This is a genomic window from Legionella lytica, assembly GCF_044626755.1.
In the GTDB taxonomy this organism is placed as follows: domain Bacteria; phylum Pseudomonadota; class Gammaproteobacteria; order Legionellales; family Legionellaceae; genus Legionella; species Legionella lytica_A.
Genome location: NZ_JBGORX010000012.1, coordinates 50,846 through 70,327 on the forward strand (window position 1 = coordinate 50,846; position 19,482 = coordinate 70,327).

The window sequence follows — 19,482 nt, forward strand, 5'->3', positions numbered from 1 at the left end:
GCTTAATTAGTGCAAAGGGTTATTTGCACTTCATTTAGAGCTACATCACTTAATGAGCAGTGTATTGATGAGACTCTGTTCGTTTTAATGGTGTTATTGGCACGCCATTGCCATTTACAGTATCCTCTGAATCAAGGCGCATTGTTTTTTCTTCCTGAACCTTTAGATAGATTTCTTGGCGATGAATTGAAATATGGTCAGGGGCATCAAAGCCTAAGCGAATTTGATTGCCTTTAATTCCGAGTATCGTAATAAATACGTCATCACCTACTACTACTGTTTCACCTATTCTGCGCGTTAAAATGAGCATGGTTTTTCCTTAAGTTTTTTAATGGATTTGGTGTGTTTTCTTCTGTGAATTAATTTCAAAGCCCAAGGCTTCACAGGCAAGCCTTGCCTGGATTGCAATGTGCCAAAAATCAGTATCATTACTTTCTTGATACGCCAAGGTTAACGATTCAGAGCAGGCGCTTAGAAGGCAATAGAGTTCTTCTTTTGAAAAGAGCTTTAATTTTGGTATCTGTCTCATGATGCAATTCCTAGTCGTTGGCGCATTAAGTTTAAGTGTTTTGTTGCAACGTCTTTTGATTGAGGTTTAGGAAGCATTACCCCTTCTTTAATTTCAGGAACACTATGCCCTTGGCGAACTAAGTGGCAAACTTGCTCATAGGCTTCCTTAAACACGGCAAAGGACTCCCCTTCATTTATTATTTCTAAAAATTTATAACCCAATTTTTTGGCAGTATATTTAACAACTATATGACTCCATTGTGGGTTGGTAGTGTAGGCACGATTTAAAACTTCTCTATGAGCCTCAGAGGGCTTCGGCATACGCAACTCACTATAAAAACCAAGGCATAACGCGCGAAATTGCAGGCAATTTGGTGGAAACTCACAAAACTTATCGCCTTTACTCAATGTCATTAATCGCTCCACGCCACTGTCTAATGCACGAGGTGTTAAATCTTTAAGTGCAGCAAACCAAACGCCCGTATCCTTAACCCCATGCTTACTAATAAAAAGCTGTCCGTAGATTGCTGTCAGTTTCATCCATAGGCTGGACAAGTGTTCCTTCGATAAATGCACGGGAGTTGAGTTCACTGCCTGAGGTGCCCCAGAGTGATTCGATTGAAATGCCATGCTGCTGGCTGACTCGTTCAAGTGCTGTTGGGTTAAGACTGCTTTGATTGGTACCACGCTCATTGTGATTACTCCTTAATTGTCCTTGTGCCTTTTGTTGTTGTTTTTGCATGTATTGGGCATCTCGTTCCAGCCAGGTAATGAATACTGGATTAAAATCAGCCCATTGGGTGTTTAGTTTTTTGTTGTGTTTGATGAACGCCTGAATTTCCGTGAAATCCGTCACCTTGGTGAGTCCCATGGACAAAGCCAGTTCGATGGTTTTTGTTTTTGGGTAAAAGTCGTCGCTAATTTGTTTTTTGCTGCAAGAAAAATCATTGCCCGCAGTTTGAGTTTGTTTGTTTGAGTTAGTTATATTAAATATATTATTATTCTTTACTGCGGAGTCATCTGTGTACAGCTCCGTGTATTCCTGTGTGTTCTCAAGCGATTTTAATTCATCATTTTTCTTAGGATTTTCAATGGACTTAGATATGGATTGTTCATCCCTGCGCTCTGTGTACACTTCTGATTTTTCAAGAAAACCGGCATAAATCTCTGGTAATTTTGGGAACTGAAATTGTAGTTTTTGGCCCTCACTAATAACTTTAAAATCTTCGGGACATTGTTTTTCAATGGATCGCAAATAACTTCGAATTGTTTCTTTTTGAGGAGTTCCTGACTCAGTTCTTCCAGGAGCTTTGCTGATAGTTAACAAATCGGCAATGTCACGGTAAGTAATACCAGTAACTATTCCTGTTAGCGGATTTGCTAGCGTTATAAGAGACTTTATTAAAGTTGTGTGCGCGTGTAATAACCCTTTAAATCTATTCTCAATATTTATTCGTGCTTGTTGATATGGTTCAAAATAATTCACATCAAATTCCCTTTCCCCGTACTATAGAATAAAATATTATCTATTAATGGTTAAAAAGTCAATGAAAATTTAACCACGAAGGCTTTTTTGATGTGATAAAATTATCCATTAATTTGTGAGATATATAATCTATAATTGTTTTAAGGTAGTTTTAACGATGATTTTTTAACTCCGTTGGTATACTATGGTATTTATAAAACAACCAACTTAGTTATTTTTATAATATGAAAAACTCGTTACTCGATAATCCATCTAGTGCAGAATCACGAGGAAAAAGAATAAGATTTGTTCGTGACCATCTTTTATCTCTTACTAGGAATGAATTCTGTCAAGATAGCGATATTACTTCTGCAGCAATCAAAGGATGGGAATTGGGCTGGGGAGGGGGATTAACTCAGCAGGGGGCTGAAAAAATTGCTAAACGTGCTAAACAACTCAATGTGTATTGCTCAGACTCATGGCTTATGCATGGCATTGGGCGAGAGGCTATTCATTTAACAAAAGATTTGGATATACAAGAGACCGATGAAAATCATATCGCTAAAGAATTACTGTTATTTAGCGAACTCCATAATTCTGTTAATGCTATTGTTAAAGATGATGGAATGACCCCCCTTTTATACCCAGGCAATTATGTTGCAGGAATAATATACAATAAAATTGAAAATGCTATAGGAAAAGAATGCATTGTTATTGATGATAACAATGATATATACATCAGAATTCTGAAGCCAGGTAACGACCAAAACTTATTTAATTTAGTTTGTCTCAATCAAAATCCAAGTCTTGTAAAAAAAGAAATTAAGAACATATCTGTAAGAATTGCTGCCCCCATCATTTGGATACGTAGAGTTTTTTTAGAGAGCGACTCTTGATGGAACAATATAATAAAGACATTTTAAATCATCCAGATTTTTATATAGTTAAATTCACCAAAAACTCAAGTATGCCTTATGTTCTTTTTATTCATGGAGGTCCTGGGTTTAATTGCGGAACTCTAGAATATCTTATTGATAATAATAAATTATTTAGTTCGCTAAACTATAATATCATATTATATGATCAACGAAACTGCGGTAAATCTAAGAAAACATCTATGGTCGTTTCGCATCAGGATAATATAGAGGATTTACAAAGAATAATTTTATATATAACAGAATTTTGTGAAATTGAAACGCAAGCTTTAATTGGACATAGTTATGGTGCAAAATTACTTTTTGATTACTATAAAAAATTCTCATCATTTATCCCAGGTGTTTTTGTCTCTACAGCCAATTCTATACTTACCCCTCGACTAAATAACTTGATGCTTGATCTATCCTATTTAAAAAAGAGTAATTTGGTTGAATATAATAAATTATTCAATGTAATAAATGATCTTGATCTTAATAAAATATGGGAAGTATCAGAACAATTAACACCTCTATTTCAAGAAAACGAAGATAGGCCATACTTGTACTGGGCAAATTTAGAGTGTTTTCATATGGTTCAGGAAATTCAAAAACGCATTCGACTTCCCACAGATACAGAAACGTTCATTAGTGTAAGAAAAGATCTTTATTCAAGTGAATTAAATTTTCTAGTTGATATTGATACGCTTGGTATCTCTAAATTATGGATAAATGGTTTTCATGATTTTGTTATGAACGGACATGAAGCAGCGTTGTCAAAAAATAAAAATATTTTAACTTTCTATAAATCTGCTCACTATCCACACATAGAAGAAAATAATCATTTTAGTGAGATTTTAAATGAATTTATCAAACATTCTTAAAATTATTGTCTTAATATTTTTTTTATCAGTATGCCCTGCTGTCATGGCTAATAATCAAATTAAAATATGCTTAACAGGGAGAGTTGTTGAAAACTTAAAATCCTATGGTCAATCATTTGAAAATGCTGCGAATCTTGCTTTAGACCAAGGTGAAAAATTTGGTAAAGTAGAGATTAAAAATTATTTTTACAATAATAGGCCTCTAGAGCCAATGCATGCGTATAAAAAAATGGTAAGTGAGGGCTGTTCAGCAATCATTGGATTTGAATATCTTTCCGATCTTTTATTGGCAATTAAAGAACAGAAAAACAATAATATACCAATATTTACCTCGTATGCCAGCACTACTGAAGTAGATAAACTGCCTAATAATGTATTTATATTTATGCCAAGCTATGATTCCCAAGCCAAAGAAATGTTAAATTATTTACGGAGCCGATTTAATAAAATAGATGACGTATTATTAGTTACAGAGATTAATCGTGATGAAATGTTAAAATATAAAGAGGTATATTCTTATGTCTTAAATAAAGAATATATTAAATATGACACATTCGATTTTTTAGAAAATGATAAAGAAATTTTAAATAAGTTACATACATTTTTAAAGAAAAAGAAATATAACTATGTTTTTCTATTGTCGGGTGCAATCGCATCAGCAAAGATTGCCGATGCTATGAATAATCAAAATACAATATTTATCGGGACAGAGAACTTTGGGTCATCAGTAAGTCCAACTTTTTTTATGCGGCTTAATAATAAATTGATCCAATCGTATTTTATTCGCAATTTAGATTTCATAAAACCAAGCCCTGCTTTGCAGGCATTTGAAAGTATTTATACTAAAAAATATCATGAACAACCTACAATATTAGCTGCATATACATACGATGCGATGCGAATGATTTTAAAAGCATTTAAGGTGGTTGGTTTCATTGATACACATAGTATATCTCAGATTAATTATAACGGGATCACCGGGGCATATATCAATAATGGTAAGTTCCATCGTTCGACAAATTATATAATTTTGTCTGTCAATAAAGATGGATATAAATATGAAAAATAAAAGCCATTCAATAAAAACTATATTTATAAAAAAAATGGCATACTCAGCATTTATTCAGTTTTTTGTTTTTGGATTGATTTTGCTACTGGCAAAAGAGTATTTCGATAATAATCAGATAGGATCATTATCGAAAAATTTAATTATAAATGACTCATTTACTACGGATGAAATCGGAAGATATCAACTGCTGAATAATAAACATGCATTAGATTTGGCATTGTACAACTTAGAAAATGAACGCAAATTAGACTCAATAAAGTTTGTCTCAGATCAAAAACCATTGGAGAATCTTGGATCTTGTCAGTCAATTAGTGGCAATATCCATACTATTTGCAAAGCAGATAATGGTCAGTTTTCCGGTATAACTGCAATTAAAAAAGATGACCAAATACTTGGATATGTGATATCCAAAAAGCAATATAACTCGATTTTTTTAATACCTGCTTCTCATGGTCTTTTATTGATTTTAATAACAGTTATTGGAATATTTCTTTTTAATTTTCTATTTTTATTCTTATCTATGAGAAAGACTATTTCAAATAGCACAGGATATTTACTTGATTTTATTTCTTCACATCAAAATAATAATGCCACTGAATTCTCGAAAGTAGATATTGATGAGTATAGACAAATAGCGACTAAATTTATTGAGGAACATAGCCAGACATTAAGCTTACAAAAGGAAAAGGCTTACTATGATGCAAGAAAAAAAATTGCTGAGCAAGTTGCTCATGACATCCGGTCACCATTAGCTGCAATTAATACAGCTTTATCTGATGTGACTTCAATTTCAGAAAATAAGCGTATTATGATTAGAAATGCAGCTAAGAGAATTAATGATATTGCGAATAATATACTATCACAGTCAAAACATAATTCTTCCGAGTTGGGCAGTAACGATTTAGATGGAAATATATTACCTGAATTAATATTTGTTGTTTTAGACAATATTGTTTCTGAAAAACGGTATGAATATCATAACTCAAAAATTGATATCCAATTAAAAGTATCACCATGTTGCCACAGTTGTTTTTCTAATATTAATCTAGTTTCTTTTAAACGAGTATTATCAAATCTTATAAATAACAGCATTGAAGCTATTGATTGTAGTGGGTTCGTGATTATTTCCCTCCGATGTGATAATGACCAGGTTGAAATTACTATTGAAGACAACGGGTGTGGGATTCCTTCTGAAATTCTACCCCAAGTAACTGAGCAAGGATTTAGCTTTAATAAAAAAAATGGTGCTGGTTTTGGTTTATCCTATTCTAAAAAATACATAGGATTGCTTAATGGAAAAATAGAACTTCATTCAGAAGTTGGCATAGGTACAAAGGTTACAATTTTTTTACCTCGCGCTAATCCCCCAGATTGGTTCTGTGAAGCATTATTTATTAAAAATCAATCGGTAATTATTGTATTGGATGATGATCCATCAATCCATGAGGCATGGAATGAAAAATTCATAGGTTTTTCTGACTTTAGGATAGTACACTTCTATAATGCATCTGATTTGACATTAAAAAAAATAGAAGAATTAAAACCTGATATATATCTAATTGACTATGAGTTACTTGCAGATAATAAAAGCGGATTGGACCTTATTGCTGATCTTGAATTAAAAACCAAAGCCTTTCTAGTAACCAGTTGTTTTGAAGACTTGACTGTACGCAATCGATGCAAAAAACTTGATGTTCAAATCATCCCAAAACCATATGTTCCTTTTATTAAGATTAACCTCTGCCACCAGATTTTAAGTAATGCTCCCTTTGTTTTTATTGATGATGATGAAATGATGCGAACCACTTGGGCTTTTGCAGCAAGTGATGCGGGTACACAAATCGCGTTATATTCTTCTATTGATGAATTCATGACTGTAATTAATGATTATACAAATGATACAATAATTTATATCGACTCAGATCTTGATAACAATATCAAAGGTGAAGTTGAAGCTAAAAAGCTTTTTGATCTTGGTTTTACGGAAATTCATCTAGCTACAGGACATTCTCCGAAGCGGTTTGAAAATATACCTTGGTTAAAGTCTATTGTTGGGAAGTCGCCACCCTTTTAAAGAGGAAACCGCTATGAATTTAGAAGAAAAAAATAAGATAATTCATGACGTTACGAATTCCTTCGTAGTTATTAAAAGCATATCAAAATCAGCATCTAATTTTGTTAATAAAGTCTTAGAAAATAATAACTCCATTAGTAATGATCAAGTCGATCTATTTAAAAAAGCAATGTTATCTCTTCAAAAAGAGATATCTAAGATTGAAATTATGTTTCACGGTAATTTTGATAAATGGTAGGTTCATTTATATGAAACCACTTTGTTCCAATGAATCGAGTTAGTTAAATTTCCTACTACGACACCATAATTGTAATTATCATCTAATTTTTTTGACTCAAAAATATATTTTTTCCAATCAGCCAGGTCTTCTTTATATTCATTTTCTGAAAATAAGAACAATATATTTTCTTTTTCTTTTATTTTTTTGATCAGTGCGTCTGGAAAAGAATAATCTTTTAATAAATCAACTTGGCTGTTAATTTTATCTTGATCTGATATGAGCAACCATGTTGGTTTACCATCTCTTGTCAAAAATAAAAAACTTCCTAACCGATCAATAAGATAGTATTCGATTGCATCATTTTTTCTAATAATTTGATTAAACAAATCTTTGAATGAATCATTATTTAATAAGGATTTTAATGATCCACCACCATAATTAAGCGAATCACGTGAAAAATTAATAAAATATTTATTTGTTAACTCATTAATATAAACTTTCAACTGTTCAAATAAATTAGCATGTGTCTTTAATATAAATTTATCTATAATCCCATCATTAAAAGCGTTGATTGCAATATCACTATCAGCTTCGGCTGTTAGTAGTATCTTGTATATGTTTCTATCACTTAGTTGTTTACAAAATTCAATGCCATTAATATTGGGCATTGAATAATCAACAACTAATACGGCAACATTATTAAAACGTGAAGGTTCATAAATCATATTAACCATGTTAAATGTTGTTGTTATCGAGTTGCTATTGAGATCTAAGTTATTATTGTCTTTTTCCATTGTTGTGAATTGAAATATGCTTTCGTTACTATTTTTGCATTGCTCCATCGCGCTGTCTGGGTTCGTAAACATTAGTAGATTTTCTTGTTCATGGAACTCTAAAGCAACGGCATCTAGAAAAGCCTGATTATCATCAAGAAAAACAACTTTAGTGGGATGATAGAAACTCATTATATTAGTATTTAATATATTCATATTTTTTCCATTTACATCTAACGTATAAACCAACTGTTAAGATCTTGTTGAGAATCTCCTATCAGAGAAGATAAAATCTATTTTTGATTTCTTTCTTTATATCATGTTTTTTAAACCGAAATTGCTCCTTATGTTATCACAACGCAGTAGAACCACAAAAGAACACCATTTATCTAAAAAACTCCTTCTGCTGAATTTCTCTTATGATGTGAGTATTTATTTTATATTTAACCCAGCCACCCCGACCAACCTTTTGATCGGCGCGGATAAGTATTCCTGCATTATTTAAGCGGAACAAAGTGTTTTTAAGGGATTTTTGATTCACTTGAGTTAATTTTGATATTGACTCGAGTGTTAGCTCATCTGTTGTATCTGATTTGTTAATTTTAATGTTTTTGTATAGTGCAATTATAATTGCTCGCTGGTTGCCAACTAATTTTGAAAAGCTAATTTGAGGATTTTTTTCCAATACGGAAACTTGCGCATCAACTGTCTTCGATGCCAAATCATTACCCTTTACGTGAACCGATTGTGAACCGTTACTTGTATCGTTATTTAATGCGGAGTTTGCATGAGCAGATGGGCTTCCAACTGGTACTGTTTGTTGGATGAGGCTTTGCTCGTGAACCGATTGTGAACCGTTACTTGTATTGTTATTTAAAACGGAGTTTGCATGAGCAGATGGGCTTCCAGCGGGTACTGTTTGTTGGATGAGGCTTTGCTCATGAACCGATTGTGAACCGTTCCTTGTATCGTTATTTAATGCGGAGTTTGCATGAGCAGATGGGCTTCCAACTGGTACTGTTTGTTGGATGAGGCTTTGCTCGTGAACCGATTGTGAACCGTTACTTGTGTTGTTATTTAAAACGGAGTTTGCATGAGCAGATGGGCTTCCAACTGGTACTGTTTGTTGGATGAGGCTTTGCTCGTGAACCGATTGTGAGCCGTTACTTGTATTGTTATTTAAAACGGAGTTTGCATGAGCAGATGGGCTTCCAGCGGGTACTGTTTGTTGGATGAGGCTTTGCTCGTGAACCGATTGTGAACCGTTACTTGTAATGTTATTTAAAATGGAGTTTGCATGAGCAGGTGGGCTTCCAGCGGGTACTGTTTGTTGGATGAGGCTTTGCTCGTGAACCGATTGTGAACCGTTATCTTTAGTATAAATATCATCAAAAAAATGGCTTGCTTTGGCGGGGCTTTTTACCCTTTTTTCTGGCAGTTTTCTTTCCTGAGTATATAATTCGAACGCTCCCTTTTTTATAGCCATCAGATAGCCTCTAGCTCGTTAGTTAGCAAAAGATCTACGAAGCTAAGTTCGTTGTTATTAACTCTACCCCATAATTCAGATATCAGATGGTAGTATTCTTCTGCCTGAGAGGAACCAAGAGCGTATTCTAATATGGTTTGTTTAGACATTAGAGCTTCTTCCCATTTTACAGATTTACGTATTGGTGTAGTAATCATATAGTCTACATAACGACTCAGATACGTTGCATTTATTTGTTGACTAAGTGAGCTTCTTTCAAGCGCAGTACTAAACATGATTATTCCTTGGTCTGTTAGCTTCATAACATCTTGAAAGTCCCAAATGTTTTGCATATTAGTCGAAGAAGCATTATAAGCAAGAAGACTGCAACCTAATGGCATAACAACTGATGATGAAACCAAAATGGAATTTTCTACGAGATGATTCCATGTGGGGCTGTTATCAAAGATGATGACATCATATTTAGAGAGAAGCGGTATTAATTTATCTTGGAAGATATATTCACGACGTTTTTCAAAAGACATCCACTTATTTAATTTAACTAAATCGTGTGTTTCAGGTATAAAGTCGAGGGTGGGTAAAGACGTTGGACGAATGATTTCTTCTAATGGTGTATTTTCAACGAAAAAATGAAATAAGCCTTTTCCTTGTTCAAAATCATCAAGCCTATTAAGTTCTTGTTGAGGAATTATTATATCTGAAACAGAACACTCAGGATCTAATCCTATTAATATAGTCTTTATACCATTAAGTGCTAGAGTACGTGCCTCATTATAGCTGGAAGTCGTTTTATACACCCCTCCTTTTTGCATATACTTACATAATATTTTTTGTTGTGCGGGTGGCTTTAAAAAACCAAATCTTTTTCCGATTTCAGGGAGTTGTTCTAATCCCCATACTCTAGTTGAAACCTTCCCCCTGGCTTCTCTTTTTGCTATTGGTATTTCGCCTCGATCTTCAGCATTATATAATGTTTGAACAGATTTAAAGCGGTTATCCATTTTAAATAATTTACGTATGTCTGAGTTAGTCCAGCTTGTTTGTTCCATTATTTATGCCTTGTATGTTTTTTTGTTTTTATACAGTTAATACATACAATTACATACTCATTTATGTAGGTCAATGATAAAGTAGTTAAAACATATAAAAAAAATTTTATACATGTAAAAGGCGTTTTTGTGTGCCTATTGTGAACCATTAAACATCTTTGAATGTGAACCAATTGTGAACCTATACTAAGGAGCTATTTGGCCTGAATGTTGAATTACATTTGATGCTTATTTAATTTGGTTGTGAACCATTAAACCCCTTTTATTGTGAACTAATTGTGAACCAATTGTAAATCGATCGGCATGGATTAATATCTGTTCTCTATCCAATTAAATAAAGGCTAATATCACTATTTGGTGAACCGTTTGTGAACCATTGCTCGTGATTGGCTCGCGTTAATTGTGAACCATTTAAATAACAAATTCGTGAACCGTTTGTGAACCATTGTTGTTGGGAAATATAAAATATTTTTAGGTAAATTACTTGGTGCTATGTGAACCAATAGTGAACCATTTTATAAACATTTATGTGAACCAATTGTGAACCAATAAGACATAAAAAAATGCTATATTTCAATTGGTTATATTAAAAAAGGAGTTGACGGGTTAAATAATAAACGATAACTTTCTATTAATGATTTAAAAAAGGCAAAAAAAAAGCCCGTTGACGCGGGCTTTCCGGTTAACGCTAAAGTATAACCTGAACAAATATATCTTAGCGTTAAGTAATTGATTAGTCAACAATTAGCTACCGCTAAGGATATTACACGCATGCAAGAAAGTGCGTTAGTGATGGATTGCATTGATTTCATTAAGAAATCAACAGACACAAACTACAGCTCTAGAAGGGCAGGGGTGGTGCGTCAGGGTAACTGGTGTGGCCATGATCCTGAGTCCCCACGTTTTTTTCAAAAGCCACAGGAACATAAGGATCGCCCCAAAATAATTACCTGGGCGATTGATGCCTGGCGGCGTTACTATGGGCTACCCACATCCTATTTTAAAGAAATCCGTATGCGTCGCAACTCAACGCGCCAGCAGCGCTCTGAGGCGCGTGAAGCTTTGGCAAGTATTGCTCAGGTCTTATTACATTACACAGAACTGGCAAGCCTTAGGGTGGGTGTACCTCATGCAAGTGAAGGATTTCGCTCCCTTACCATCGAATTTCTTGCTGATAAGGCAGGAATTGGTTTAAAGCGAGCACAACGCGCTATTAAATTACTGGTGCGTGCAGGCTATTTAAAAATGATCGAGCGTTTTGATGTCAAACTCGAAGAGGGAAAAGAGCGTTTTATTGGTCTTGCTGCGGTAAAATGCCTAACGCCCGCTTTTTTTAAAGCATGCAACATTAATCTGCAGGCTCTGTCTGCTCAACGCGCTCTAGCGCGTAAACGGCTTAATAAGAAGCGAAGCACCTTTATTGCCAATGCTCAGGAGTCTCAGGCTGCCGCACGTAACATTCTTGATTTTATAGCTCCCCAAGGGAATGCTAAAACACATCTTGATGCGATGAAGGGCATGCTTAAGGGAGAGCAAAACACTGAAGAGCGGTTGCGCGAAAAAGAACGCAGACGAAGAGAATCCCTTCTACGTCGCCACAAATTGCGGGAATAGGGCGCTGTAACCTACTTCAATACCCTTACCTTTGTTATTAGAGATGCCCTTCTATACCTCCAACACCACTAAAATGCCTCACAAACCCCAATTTTTATCATTATCTATAATTAGATTAAAAAAAATGTCCATCACCTGCAAAACATGTGAATTACAATGAATAAACCATCATTTTTAACAAAAGCTACTGTATATATTTTGTCATAATGAAATTTAAGTGTCTTATAGAATAGCTTTTAAGTGTCTGCTCTTACTTATAGTCCCCTTTAAACCTTCTTGAATATTATCCACAAGGATGATCTGTGGATAATTAATAATAAGGAATTCGCTACGCTCATTAATCATTTCATCTTATTAAAAGGAATTGGCCTATGGCCAATAATCAAATAAAAAAACAAACAAAGCAATAATTAAAGATCGATTGCCTCATCACCCATCACTCAATCGCAATAAAAGATAACTCCGCATTTTATTAAGAACAATGACTACTCACTCGCAAGCTCGCTCCGTTCCTCATTGTTCTTAATAAAATACTCCGTTATTTTTATTTTTGCGACTGAGCGATGAATGACGAGGCACAAATCTAAATCTTTCTTTTAAACTGCTTTAAATGAATTCGCTTCGCTCATAACTATTAAATGCTCCTAAGCTCCAAAATCAAAGGCAGGTGGGCAAAATTCGAACATACCTTTATCCACATTTTTAGGGGATAACCATGTGAATAGATTAAATTAAGGCAATACCGATAAGGACTTAAAAACAAGGAGAAAGTGTACTCAATAAGAGTAATAGTTAAATGAAATAGTAATTAACTATTTCCTTCGAACGCTATTTTTAAGATTAAAAGTTAAACATGACCCTTTTTTTCCAAGATCTCGGCCGGGGGACTAATTGATAAAAGAAATTTATCAACAGATGGTAAATACAAACAGGTGTAAAGCCCAAATTAAACATATCTAATGTATCAACTATTGATAAATTCAATAGTTATCAATAAACTGCCTTCAATAATTACTATAGAGCTTTATAAACTATGGCCAATAAAAAACGCAAAGTATCCCTGGATGACTATGTATCTTGTTATCACTATTTTGAACGTGCCATTCAAAATAATCGATTTATGACTGAGGAGACGAACAATTCGGTGAGAATAAAAGCAATCCAAGCCTTTGCTGAACTCAAAAACACGGCGCATGATGAAGAAACAGTACGCTTGTTTCAATTATGGCTTGATGAATTCGTAGATCCTCAAGCTTTTAGTCGCTGTTATCGTGCTCTGAATCAAAAAAAATATCTGGTCGAGAAAACTCTGCGTACCATCACCATCAGTGATGAAGCTTATAACGCATTAAAAGACATCGCACATCAAAAAAATATCAGTCTCTCACAGGCGATAGTGGATGGCTGTACCTTACTACATAACAAAAATACTGAATCAATTAGACCATCGATAAACACGGACACATTAAAACCTGGTAACATCAACCCAAAACCAACTGGTTTGTCAATCCCACTGATAAAATCAATTGCGCAAGGCAACACCAATGTCATTTCCTTGTTTGGTGATGAGCTTAATGAGTCATCTGACGAGGAAGAGTCAGACACTGAGTTTGATTTCTTTGATTTTGAAGAAGTACGCGAATGGCCACGTAAACCCGAGGGCTATGATTTTAGAACCAATGAGTCCTATAAAAAATACCGCAAATATATTGAGCGTCTTACTATTAAAAAACCAGACGAAAAACTACTGGACGCCTTTAATAAAACGATTAATTATTACCTAACCGAAGACAATTGCCACCAGATTGGACCACATCTGCTTTCAATCCGTCATGAACTCTTAAATCAAAAACTCTTTTCTCAAAAGTTTAATCCTGAACTCTTTGCCATCAGTAACGGATTTAACGTAGGCAATCTCACCATGGATGATTATGCGGATGAACTGATTTTTCTTTTAGGATATATCTTTGGCTGCACCACTCAATCCATCACCGCAGGAAATCGGGTTTGGGGAGCAATGGAACAGCCAACCGACTTAAGGACTATATTGGTCTTTTAATATCTATAATTCGGTATGTTTCATTTTATAGGATTGTAAACTGTGAAGTTGTTCAAGTATTTTCATTGAATACAGATAGATAACCAATTTTTTTCATCATTAGTAATTAAGTTTTCAAATTACCTATAATAGAACAAATAGTTTTATTGTTTTATTCAATATCTATGATGAATTCTTTAAAAACCTTTATTTTTAGGTAACAATGACGCTTTAACATTACGGCTCTGAAGAAAACTATGAATAAGGGGTATAAATAAATGGGCTGCTCCACTTGTCCTTCTCACAAAGAACCAATGCCCAAACTGTGGCATAATCCTAAAGTCATTACGGCAGCAATAGCCGGTATATTATTAACTATTGGTTTTGTAGGCTCATATTTGACACTACCAAGGATAATTGCTAACGGGTTTTACATAGGCGCGGTGTTAATTGGTGGATATTATTTCGCACGGGAAGCTATAGAAGAATTTTTCAAAGAACATGAAATCGGTATTGAGTTTTTGATGTCTACCGCTGCTATTGTTGCTGGTGTGATGGGACAATGGGCAGAATCGGCAACACTGGTTTTTTTATATTCTATTTCTGAAGCAGCAGAGGGTTATGCTGGTGAAAGGGCGCGACATGCTATCAGAGTATTGATGGAACTTGCCCCAAAATCCGCATTAGTCCGACGTAATAATAGCGAGTTCCTAATACCTTTAGAAGACATTCAAATTGGAGATGAGTTTATTGTTCGTCCTGGTGAAAGCATCGCTACAGATGGAGAGGTCATATCTGGACATTCTAGTGTAAACCAAGCGCCTATCACGGGTGAATCAATTCCTGTTGAGAAATTTGTGGGAAATAAAGTATTTTCTGCAACTATTAACGGCGAGGGGACTCTTACTATTCGCGCTACCAAAAAATTTGCTGAGAACACGTTATCTCGTATTATTTTTCTTGTTGAAAAAGCACAGGATAAAAAAGGTCGCAGTCAACGATTTATAGAGCGTTTTGGCAATCTCTACAGTCCATTCGTTCTTTTAGCAGGGGTACTAATAGCTACCCTACCTCCTCTATTTGGGCTGCATTGGCAAGAATGGGTGCTACGTGCAACGGTGTTTATTGTTGCAGCTGCACCATGTGCTTTAGTAATTTCTATCCCAATTACCCTTGTAGCTGCTCTTGGTACAGCCAGTCGAAACGGAATATTACTTAAGGGTGGGATATATTTAGAAAAATTGGTTCAAATAAAGGTTATTGCGCTTGATAAAACAGGAACCTTAACACAAGGACAACCCAAGGTCACCGATATCATTTCGTTAAATAATTATACTCAGAACCAAATATTAAATGTAGCTGCCACCCTTGAATCGCGTTCCCAGCATCCACTGGCACATGCCATTTTACAACAAGCAAAGGCAGAAAGTGTTGCATATAAACCTGTTGAACATTTTAAGTCATTGACTGGTTCAGGGGTTCAGGGTTTTATAAATGGAGAACAATTTTATATTGGCAATCCAAAATTATTTATTGATATGGGTCTATTGGTAGAAACTGTAATTCAAGAAATAAATAAATTACAGACCGTTGGAAAGACTGTCGTATTAGTAGGAACAGATAAGGAAATTCTCGGTTTAATTGCAATTACTGATCCTCTAAGATCTACAGCAAGGCAGATGGTATCGTCCCTAAAATTGATGGGTATTGAGCGTGTTGTTATGCTCACTGGAGATAACTCGATAACTGCCGCGTCAATTGGAGTTCAAGCAGGTGTAGATGAAGTATTCTCTGATTTATCACCAGAAGATAAGACACGAAAAATTGAGGAACTGGAAAGACGTTACGGTAAGGTAATGATGGTTGGCGATGGAGTAAATGATGCTCCAGCACTTGCAGCAGCACATGTAGGAGTTGCAATGGGCGCCGCTGGAACCGATGTTGCATTAGAAACTGCGGATGTAGCATTAATGGGTGATAATTTATTAAAATTACCTTATCTCATCGAGTTTAGTCATCGAACCTGGAATATAATTTTACAAAATTTAGGACTATCTATAATTGTTATTAGCTCTCTTATTGTCGGGGCGGTAACTGGCTATTTTACGTTGCCAATAGCAGTTTTAGCCCATGAAATAAGTGAGCTTATTGTTATTGCAAGTGGTCTTCGCATGTTAAAATCTTAACTGTAGATGAGCGCATTACAATGCGCTTAATACTCTCTCCAGTTTTTGTCTTACTTCTCCAGCGACCAGATTGATCTCAGGATTGCCGACCAATTCTAATACTGATTTTGGATCCATAAATTCAATATGCACTTTGCCTATATCATCCTGGCGTACAACCACATTACATGGTAGAAGCAAACCTATAGATGGCTCCTTTTCTAAAGCATGATGGGCAAATTGCGGATTGCATGCACCAAGAATTTGATAGGGAGGCATATCTTTATTTAATTTTTTTTTCAAAGTTGCTGACACATCTATATTTGTAAGAACTCCAAATCCCTCTTTTTGCAGTTCTTCAGTAACTTTTTTAATTGCATCATCAAATGAATACAATACTTCTTTTCCAAATCCATATTTTATATTGATCATTCTTTATCCATAAAAATTAACTCAAACCATACCAGATGTTATCATTAATAAATAATTCTTAATATTAAGAATACCATAGGATTGGGGATCTGTAGTGAATTATTCTTGTTGTAAACGATAAATTGTTGCTTTATGGACATTAAACGTTTTTGCAATCTCACTTACCGATTTATCTTCTTGCAAAAGCCGCTTGGCCAATGACTTTTGTTCTTTATTCATTTTTTCAGGTCGTCCAAAACGAACTCCACGTTGCTTTGCAGCTGCGCGACCCGCACCAGTACGTTCACGAATTAAGTCACGCTCAAATTCTGCAATACCTGCGAATACGGTCATGATCATTTTACCGGCATGAGAAGTGGTATCTGCCCAAGGCTCGGAAAGCGAACAAAAGGAAGCCTCTGTTGTTCTTATGCAGTCTATTAATTCTAATAAATGCTGGGTTGAACGCGCCAATCTATCCAATTTCCAAACAACGACTACATCTTCAGGTCGAAGCTGATCAAGTAATCGTTGTAATTCTGGACGATCTCTTTTTGCACCAGAAATTTTTTCCTGATAGATACGTTTACAACCAGCTTCTTTTAGTGCAACTAATTGCAACTCTAAATTTTGATCCGTGGTTGAAACGCGAGCATACCCAATTTTCATAACTAATCCCTAATATTTTATTTGCAAATCATATCGCAAAACAATAGACTTTTGCATCTGATTTTTGCAACGAATTTAAACCTTTAAATAAAGGCATTCAAATTCCGTTGCAAAACTTCTAAGTTTAGCAACAACACCTATTGATTTTGGATAAACATGCCTGTTAGTTTTCTCTCCCCAGTACAATGTGACAATTACGCTAAATATCCTACTGACCTACCACCAGATATCGTAGATAGCCTTTTTTTCCTCGATGATCAGGATATGGAGTGGATTGCAAACAAGCGTGGTGACTTCAGCAGGTTAGGTTATGCATTACAGCTGACAACAGTTCGATTTATTGGAGCTTTTATTTCCGACTTGAATCAGATTCCTCGTGTGGTAATTGAGCGAGTTGCTATTCAAATCAAGGTTAATGATCCTGAAAGTTGCATATCAATGTACATGAAAAGTGAGCAGCGTTGGCGTCATGCTGTTGAAATTCGAGCGCGTTATGGCTATATAGAATTTGCTGAAAAAGGTAGTCGTTATCGTCTTGGTCGCATATTATGTGCACTATGCTGGACTGGTACTGACAGACCTGGAGTGCTTTTTGATCATGCAGTGGGTTGGCTATCGACCAACAAAATATTGTTACCAGGTATTACAGTTCTTGAGCGTTTTGTTGCAGAAATTCGCTCCAGGATGGAGTCTCGCTTATGGCGAATGTTGATTAAAAATTTAAGCGCATCACAACAGGAAAAACTGAATGACCTCTTGGTGGTAGAGGATGACGAACATCTGTCATTGCTTGATAAACTGCGTAAAGGTCCGGTTAGCATCAGTAGCACAGCTCTTGTGCAAGCATTAAAACGGGTTGAGTCTGCCCGCAACATTAGTGTTGAATTACCACTGTACCGCATCCCCGCCTGTAAAATAGCAACACTTGCACGCTTTGCTAATACGGCAAAAATTACAGCCATCAACCGCTTGCCGTTTGAGCGTAAAATGGCGACGCTCGTTGCTTTTGCGAATCATTTTGAGTCAGACTCCCAAGATGATTCTCTGGACGTGCTCAGTATGGTATTGCGTGATTTATTCTCAAAGGCCAAGCAAGAAAATAAAAATACACGACTGCGAACTCTTAAAGATCTCGATCAAGCTACAGCCACATTGGTCGATGCATGTAAATTACTACTGAATACAGAATTATGTGATCATGAAATTCGGGACACAATTTATACAACAGTAGGTCATGAAGCGCTTGTATCTGCAGTTGAAAATGCCACTGCCTTAATCAGGCCGCCAAGTAATGTGTTTTATCATGAGCTTGAACAAAAGGAAAAAACAGTTCAGAAATTTTTACCTTCGCTCCTTCGAGTAATAAATTTTGATAGTAATCAAGCGGGAAAACCTCTTCTTGCCAGTCTTGAATGGTTAAAGGGAAAACAAACGGATGAACCGCCAATGGAGATTATTGGAACATCATGGAAACGTAATATTGTTATTAAAAATGAATGTAGCGTTATCAATTGGCCACAAGACGAACCACGACCCACTTATCGCGTCATAAAGAAACTTGTAAAAACCCAAGATGGTATCATTTTGCATAACGATAAACTTTTATATGCTGACCTTATCAATAAAAAAATTAAGGAAATCGTTGTACCAGAGAAAAAACAATCTCAAGTTGAGAAATTGAAAAAATCCATTTTAAACATGAAGGAAGTTCAAAAAAACGCAAATAATAAAGAGCTTGCATTAATAACATCAATAACTGGCCGGGATAGCAATAGAACTACAATTGACCGAACAGCATATATATTTTGTGTTCTTGATAAATTGCAATCGGCACTGAAACATAGGGATGTGTTCATAAGTCCGAGTTGGCGGTATGCTGATCCAAGAGCCAATCTTTATTCTGGCTCAGAGTGGGAGGCAATACGTCCTATGATTTGCCGCTCATTAAATTTAACAATTGACCCAATGTTAGCCATAACAAGCCTTACAGATGAACTACATCAAGTGTATCGGTTAGTTGCTGCAAATATTGATAGGGGTTAATTCCATATAGCGCTGGTTTATCAGCATTACCCGTTACATCTCTTATACAGCAAGACTTATAGAGCGAGCATTAATAGTTTCATCCTCTAACAACAATTTCG

The 19,482-nt window shown here is 35.3% G+C and carries 17 protein-coding genes and 2 pseudogenes; 10 read left to right on the plus strand and 9 right to left on the minus strand.

What is annotated here, in order from left to right; genetic code table 11:
• Positions 1–49: 49 nt before the first annotated feature.
• The 4 genes from csrA to ACD661_RS16085 are packed head-to-tail and all read right to left on the minus strand — an operon-like array spanning position 50 to position 1,996.
• Positions 50–310 (minus strand): carbon storage regulator CsrA, encoded by a 261-nt coding sequence (gene csrA, locus ACD661_RS16070; protein WP_298621929.1) that lies wholly within the window; start codon positions 308–310, stop codon positions 50–52.
• 18 nt (positions 311–328) lie between these two features.
• Complete coding sequence (locus tag ACD661_RS16075; RefSeq protein WP_058475054.1) at positions 329–529, minus strand: hypothetical protein; 201 nt, start codon at positions 527–529, stop codon at positions 329–331.
• Positions 526–1,050, minus strand: coding sequence for a hypothetical protein (locus ACD661_RS16080; protein ID WP_182352916.1), 525 nt, complete (start codon positions 1,048–1,050; stop codon positions 526–528). Before ACD661_RS16080 ends, ACD661_RS16075 begins: the two co-directional genes overlap by 4 nt.
• On the minus strand, positions 1,013–1,996 hold the full coding sequence (locus ACD661_RS16085; RefSeq protein WP_400188870.1) for a Vir protein: 984 nt from the start codon (positions 1,994–1,996) through the stop codon (positions 1,013–1,015). The genes ACD661_RS16080 and ACD661_RS16085 overlap by 38 nt, the downstream gene beginning before the upstream one ends.
• A 224-nt stretch (positions 1,997–2,220) precedes the next feature.
• On the opposite strand from ACD661_RS16085, the gene ACD661_RS16090 reads away from it, so the two are divergent.
• Genes ACD661_RS16090 through ACD661_RS16110 form a run of 5 tightly spaced genes read left to right on the plus strand, consistent with a single transcriptional unit; the run spans position 2,221 to position 7,151 of the window.
• Positions 2,221–2,871: a hypothetical protein gene (locus ACD661_RS16090; protein ID WP_058475051.1), complete on the plus strand. Its 651-nt coding sequence runs from the start codon at positions 2,221–2,223 to the stop codon at positions 2,869–2,871.
• Positions 2,871–3,770, plus strand: a complete 900-nt coding sequence (locus ACD661_RS16095) for an alpha/beta fold hydrolase (protein ID WP_400188871.1) — start codon at positions 2,871–2,873, stop codon at positions 3,768–3,770. Before ACD661_RS16090 ends, ACD661_RS16095 begins: the two co-directional genes overlap by 1 nt.
• On the plus strand, positions 3,748–4,839 hold the full coding sequence (locus ACD661_RS16100) for a type 1 periplasmic-binding domain-containing protein (RefSeq protein WP_400188872.1): 1,092 nt from the start codon (positions 3,748–3,750) through the stop codon (positions 4,837–4,839). Before ACD661_RS16095 ends, ACD661_RS16100 begins: the two co-directional genes overlap by 23 nt.
• Positions 4,829–6,913: an ATP-binding response regulator gene (locus ACD661_RS16105; RefSeq protein ID WP_400188873.1), complete on the plus strand. Its 2,085-nt coding sequence runs from the start codon at positions 4,829–4,831 to the stop codon at positions 6,911–6,913. Before ACD661_RS16100 ends, ACD661_RS16105 begins: the two co-directional genes overlap by 11 nt.
• 13 nt (positions 6,914–6,926) lie before the next feature.
• Positions 6,927–7,151, plus strand: coding sequence for a hypothetical protein (locus ACD661_RS16110; RefSeq protein WP_400188874.1), 225 nt, complete (start codon positions 6,927–6,929; stop codon positions 7,149–7,151).
• A 2-nt stretch (positions 7,152–7,153) separates the two neighbouring features.
• Here ACD661_RS16110 and ACD661_RS16115 read toward each other — a convergent pair whose 3' ends face one another.
• The 3 genes from ACD661_RS16115 to ACD661_RS16125 all read right to left on the minus strand — a co-directional run bounded on the left by ACD661_RS16115 (position 7,154) and on the right by ACD661_RS16125 (position 10,441).
• Positions 7,154–8,122 (minus strand): response regulator, encoded by a 969-nt coding sequence (locus tag ACD661_RS16115; RefSeq protein WP_400188875.1) that lies wholly within the window; start codon positions 8,120–8,122, stop codon positions 7,154–7,156.
• Positions 8,123–8,291: 169 nt separating this feature from the next.
• Positions 8,292–9,392, minus strand: a complete 1,101-nt coding sequence (locus ACD661_RS16120) for a hypothetical protein (RefSeq protein ID WP_400188876.1) — start codon at positions 9,390–9,392, stop codon at positions 8,292–8,294.
• On the minus strand, positions 9,392–10,441 hold the full coding sequence (locus ACD661_RS16125) for a ParA family protein (protein ID WP_058475106.1): 1,050 nt from the start codon (positions 10,439–10,441) through the stop codon (positions 9,392–9,394). Before ACD661_RS16125 ends, ACD661_RS16120 begins: the two co-directional genes overlap by 1 nt.
• Positions 10,442–11,212: 771 nt before the next feature.
• On the opposite strand from ACD661_RS16125, the gene ACD661_RS16130 reads away from it, so the two are divergent.
• The 3 genes from ACD661_RS16130 to ACD661_RS16140 all read left to right on the plus strand — a co-directional run bounded on the left by ACD661_RS16130 (position 11,213) and on the right by ACD661_RS16140 (position 16,279).
• Positions 11,213–12,055: a hypothetical protein gene (locus tag ACD661_RS16130; protein WP_182352951.1), complete on the plus strand. Its 843-nt coding sequence runs from the start codon at positions 11,213–11,215 to the stop codon at positions 12,053–12,055.
• 1,033 nt (positions 12,056–13,088) lie between these two features.
• Positions 13,089–14,114 carry a hypothetical protein gene (locus tag ACD661_RS16135; protein WP_400188877.1) on the plus strand — a complete coding sequence of 342 codons (1,026 nt, stop codon included), beginning with the start codon at positions 13,089–13,091 and terminating at the stop codon, positions 14,112–14,114.
• A 293-nt stretch (positions 14,115–14,407) separates the two neighbouring features.
• A complete protein-coding gene (locus tag ACD661_RS16140) occupies positions 14,408–16,279 on the plus strand; it encodes a heavy metal translocating P-type ATPase (RefSeq protein ID WP_231294691.1) in 1,872 nt (623 codons plus the stop codon).
• Positions 16,280–16,294: 15 nt separating this feature from the next.
• On the opposite strand, the gene ACD661_RS16145 is transcribed toward ACD661_RS16140, so the two are convergent.
• Both ACD661_RS16145 and ACD661_RS16150 read right to left on the minus strand, forming a co-directional pair.
• Positions 16,295–16,690: a DUF302 domain-containing protein gene (locus ACD661_RS16145; RefSeq protein WP_012187539.1), complete on the minus strand. Its 396-nt coding sequence runs from the start codon at positions 16,688–16,690 to the stop codon at positions 16,295–16,297.
• Between the two features lie 99 nt (positions 16,691–16,789).
• Entirely contained in the window at positions 16,790–17,338 is a 549-nt protein-coding gene (locus ACD661_RS16150; RefSeq protein ID WP_012187538.1) for a recombinase family protein, read from the minus strand.
• Positions 17,339–17,494: 156 nt separating this feature from the next.
• On the opposite strand from ACD661_RS16150, the pseudogene ACD661_RS16155 reads away from it, so the two are divergent.
• Both ACD661_RS16155 and ACD661_RS17050 read left to right on the plus strand, forming a co-directional pair.
• Positions 17,495–18,001, plus strand: a pseudogene (locus tag ACD661_RS16155) (DUF4158 domain-containing protein); the annotation flags it as partial.
• Positions 18,002–19,120: 1,119 nt separating this feature from the next.
• Positions 19,121–19,369, plus strand: a pseudogene (locus ACD661_RS17050) (hypothetical protein); the annotation flags it as partial.
• Between the last annotated feature and the right edge of the window lie 113 nt (positions 19,370–19,482).

Bases quoted from the DNA above. Each gene is read 5' to 3' on its own strand.
- csrA (WP_298621929.1), bottom strand. From the start codon at position 310: ATGCTCATTTTAACGCGCAGAATAGGTGAAACAGTAGTAGTAGGTGAT.
- ACD661_RS16075 (WP_058475054.1), bottom strand. From the start codon at position 529: ATGAGACAGATACCAAAATTAAAGCTCTTTTCAAAAGAAGAACTCTAT.
- ACD661_RS16080 (WP_182352916.1), bottom strand. From the start codon at position 1,050: ATGAAACTGACAGCAATCTACGGACAGCTTTTTATTAGTAAGCATGGG.
- ACD661_RS16090 (WP_058475051.1), top strand. From the start codon at position 2,221: ATGAAAAACTCGTTACTCGATAATCCATCTAGTGCAGAATCACGAGGA.
- ACD661_RS16095 (WP_400188871.1), top strand. From the start codon at position 2,871: ATGGAACAATATAATAAAGACATTTTAAATCATCCAGATTTTTATATA.
- ACD661_RS16100 (WP_400188872.1), top strand. From the start codon at position 3,748: ATGAATTTATCAAACATTCTTAAAATTATTGTCTTAATATTTTTTTTA.
- ACD661_RS16105 (WP_400188873.1), top strand. From the start codon at position 4,829: ATGAAAAATAAAAGCCATTCAATAAAAACTATATTTATAAAAAAAATG.
- ACD661_RS16110 (WP_400188874.1), top strand. From the start codon at position 6,927: ATGAATTTAGAAGAAAAAAATAAGATAATTCATGACGTTACGAATTCC.
- ACD661_RS16115 (WP_400188875.1), bottom strand. From the start codon at position 8,122: ATGAATATATTAAATACTAATATAATGAGTTTCTATCATCCCACTAAA.
- ACD661_RS16120 (WP_400188876.1), bottom strand. From the start codon at position 9,392: ATGGCTATAAAAAAGGGAGCGTTCGAATTATATACTCAGGAAAGAAAA.
- ACD661_RS16125 (WP_058475106.1), bottom strand. From the start codon at position 10,441: ATGGAACAAACAAGCTGGACTAACTCAGACATACGTAAATTATTTAAA.
- ACD661_RS16130 (WP_182352951.1), top strand. From the start codon at position 11,213: ATGCAAGAAAGTGCGTTAGTGATGGATTGCATTGATTTCATTAAGAAA.
- ACD661_RS16135 (WP_400188877.1), top strand. From the start codon at position 13,089: ATGGCCAATAAAAAACGCAAAGTATCCCTGGATGACTATGTATCTTGT.
- ACD661_RS16140 (WP_231294691.1), top strand. From the start codon at position 14,408: ATGCCCAAACTGTGGCATAATCCTAAAGTCATTACGGCAGCAATAGCC.
- ACD661_RS16145 (WP_012187539.1), bottom strand. From the start codon at position 16,690: ATGATCAATATAAAATATGGATTTGGAAAAGAAGTATTGTATTCATTT.
- ACD661_RS16150 (WP_012187538.1), bottom strand. From the start codon at position 17,338: ATGAAAATTGGGTATGCTCGCGTTTCAACCACGGATCAAAATTTAGAG.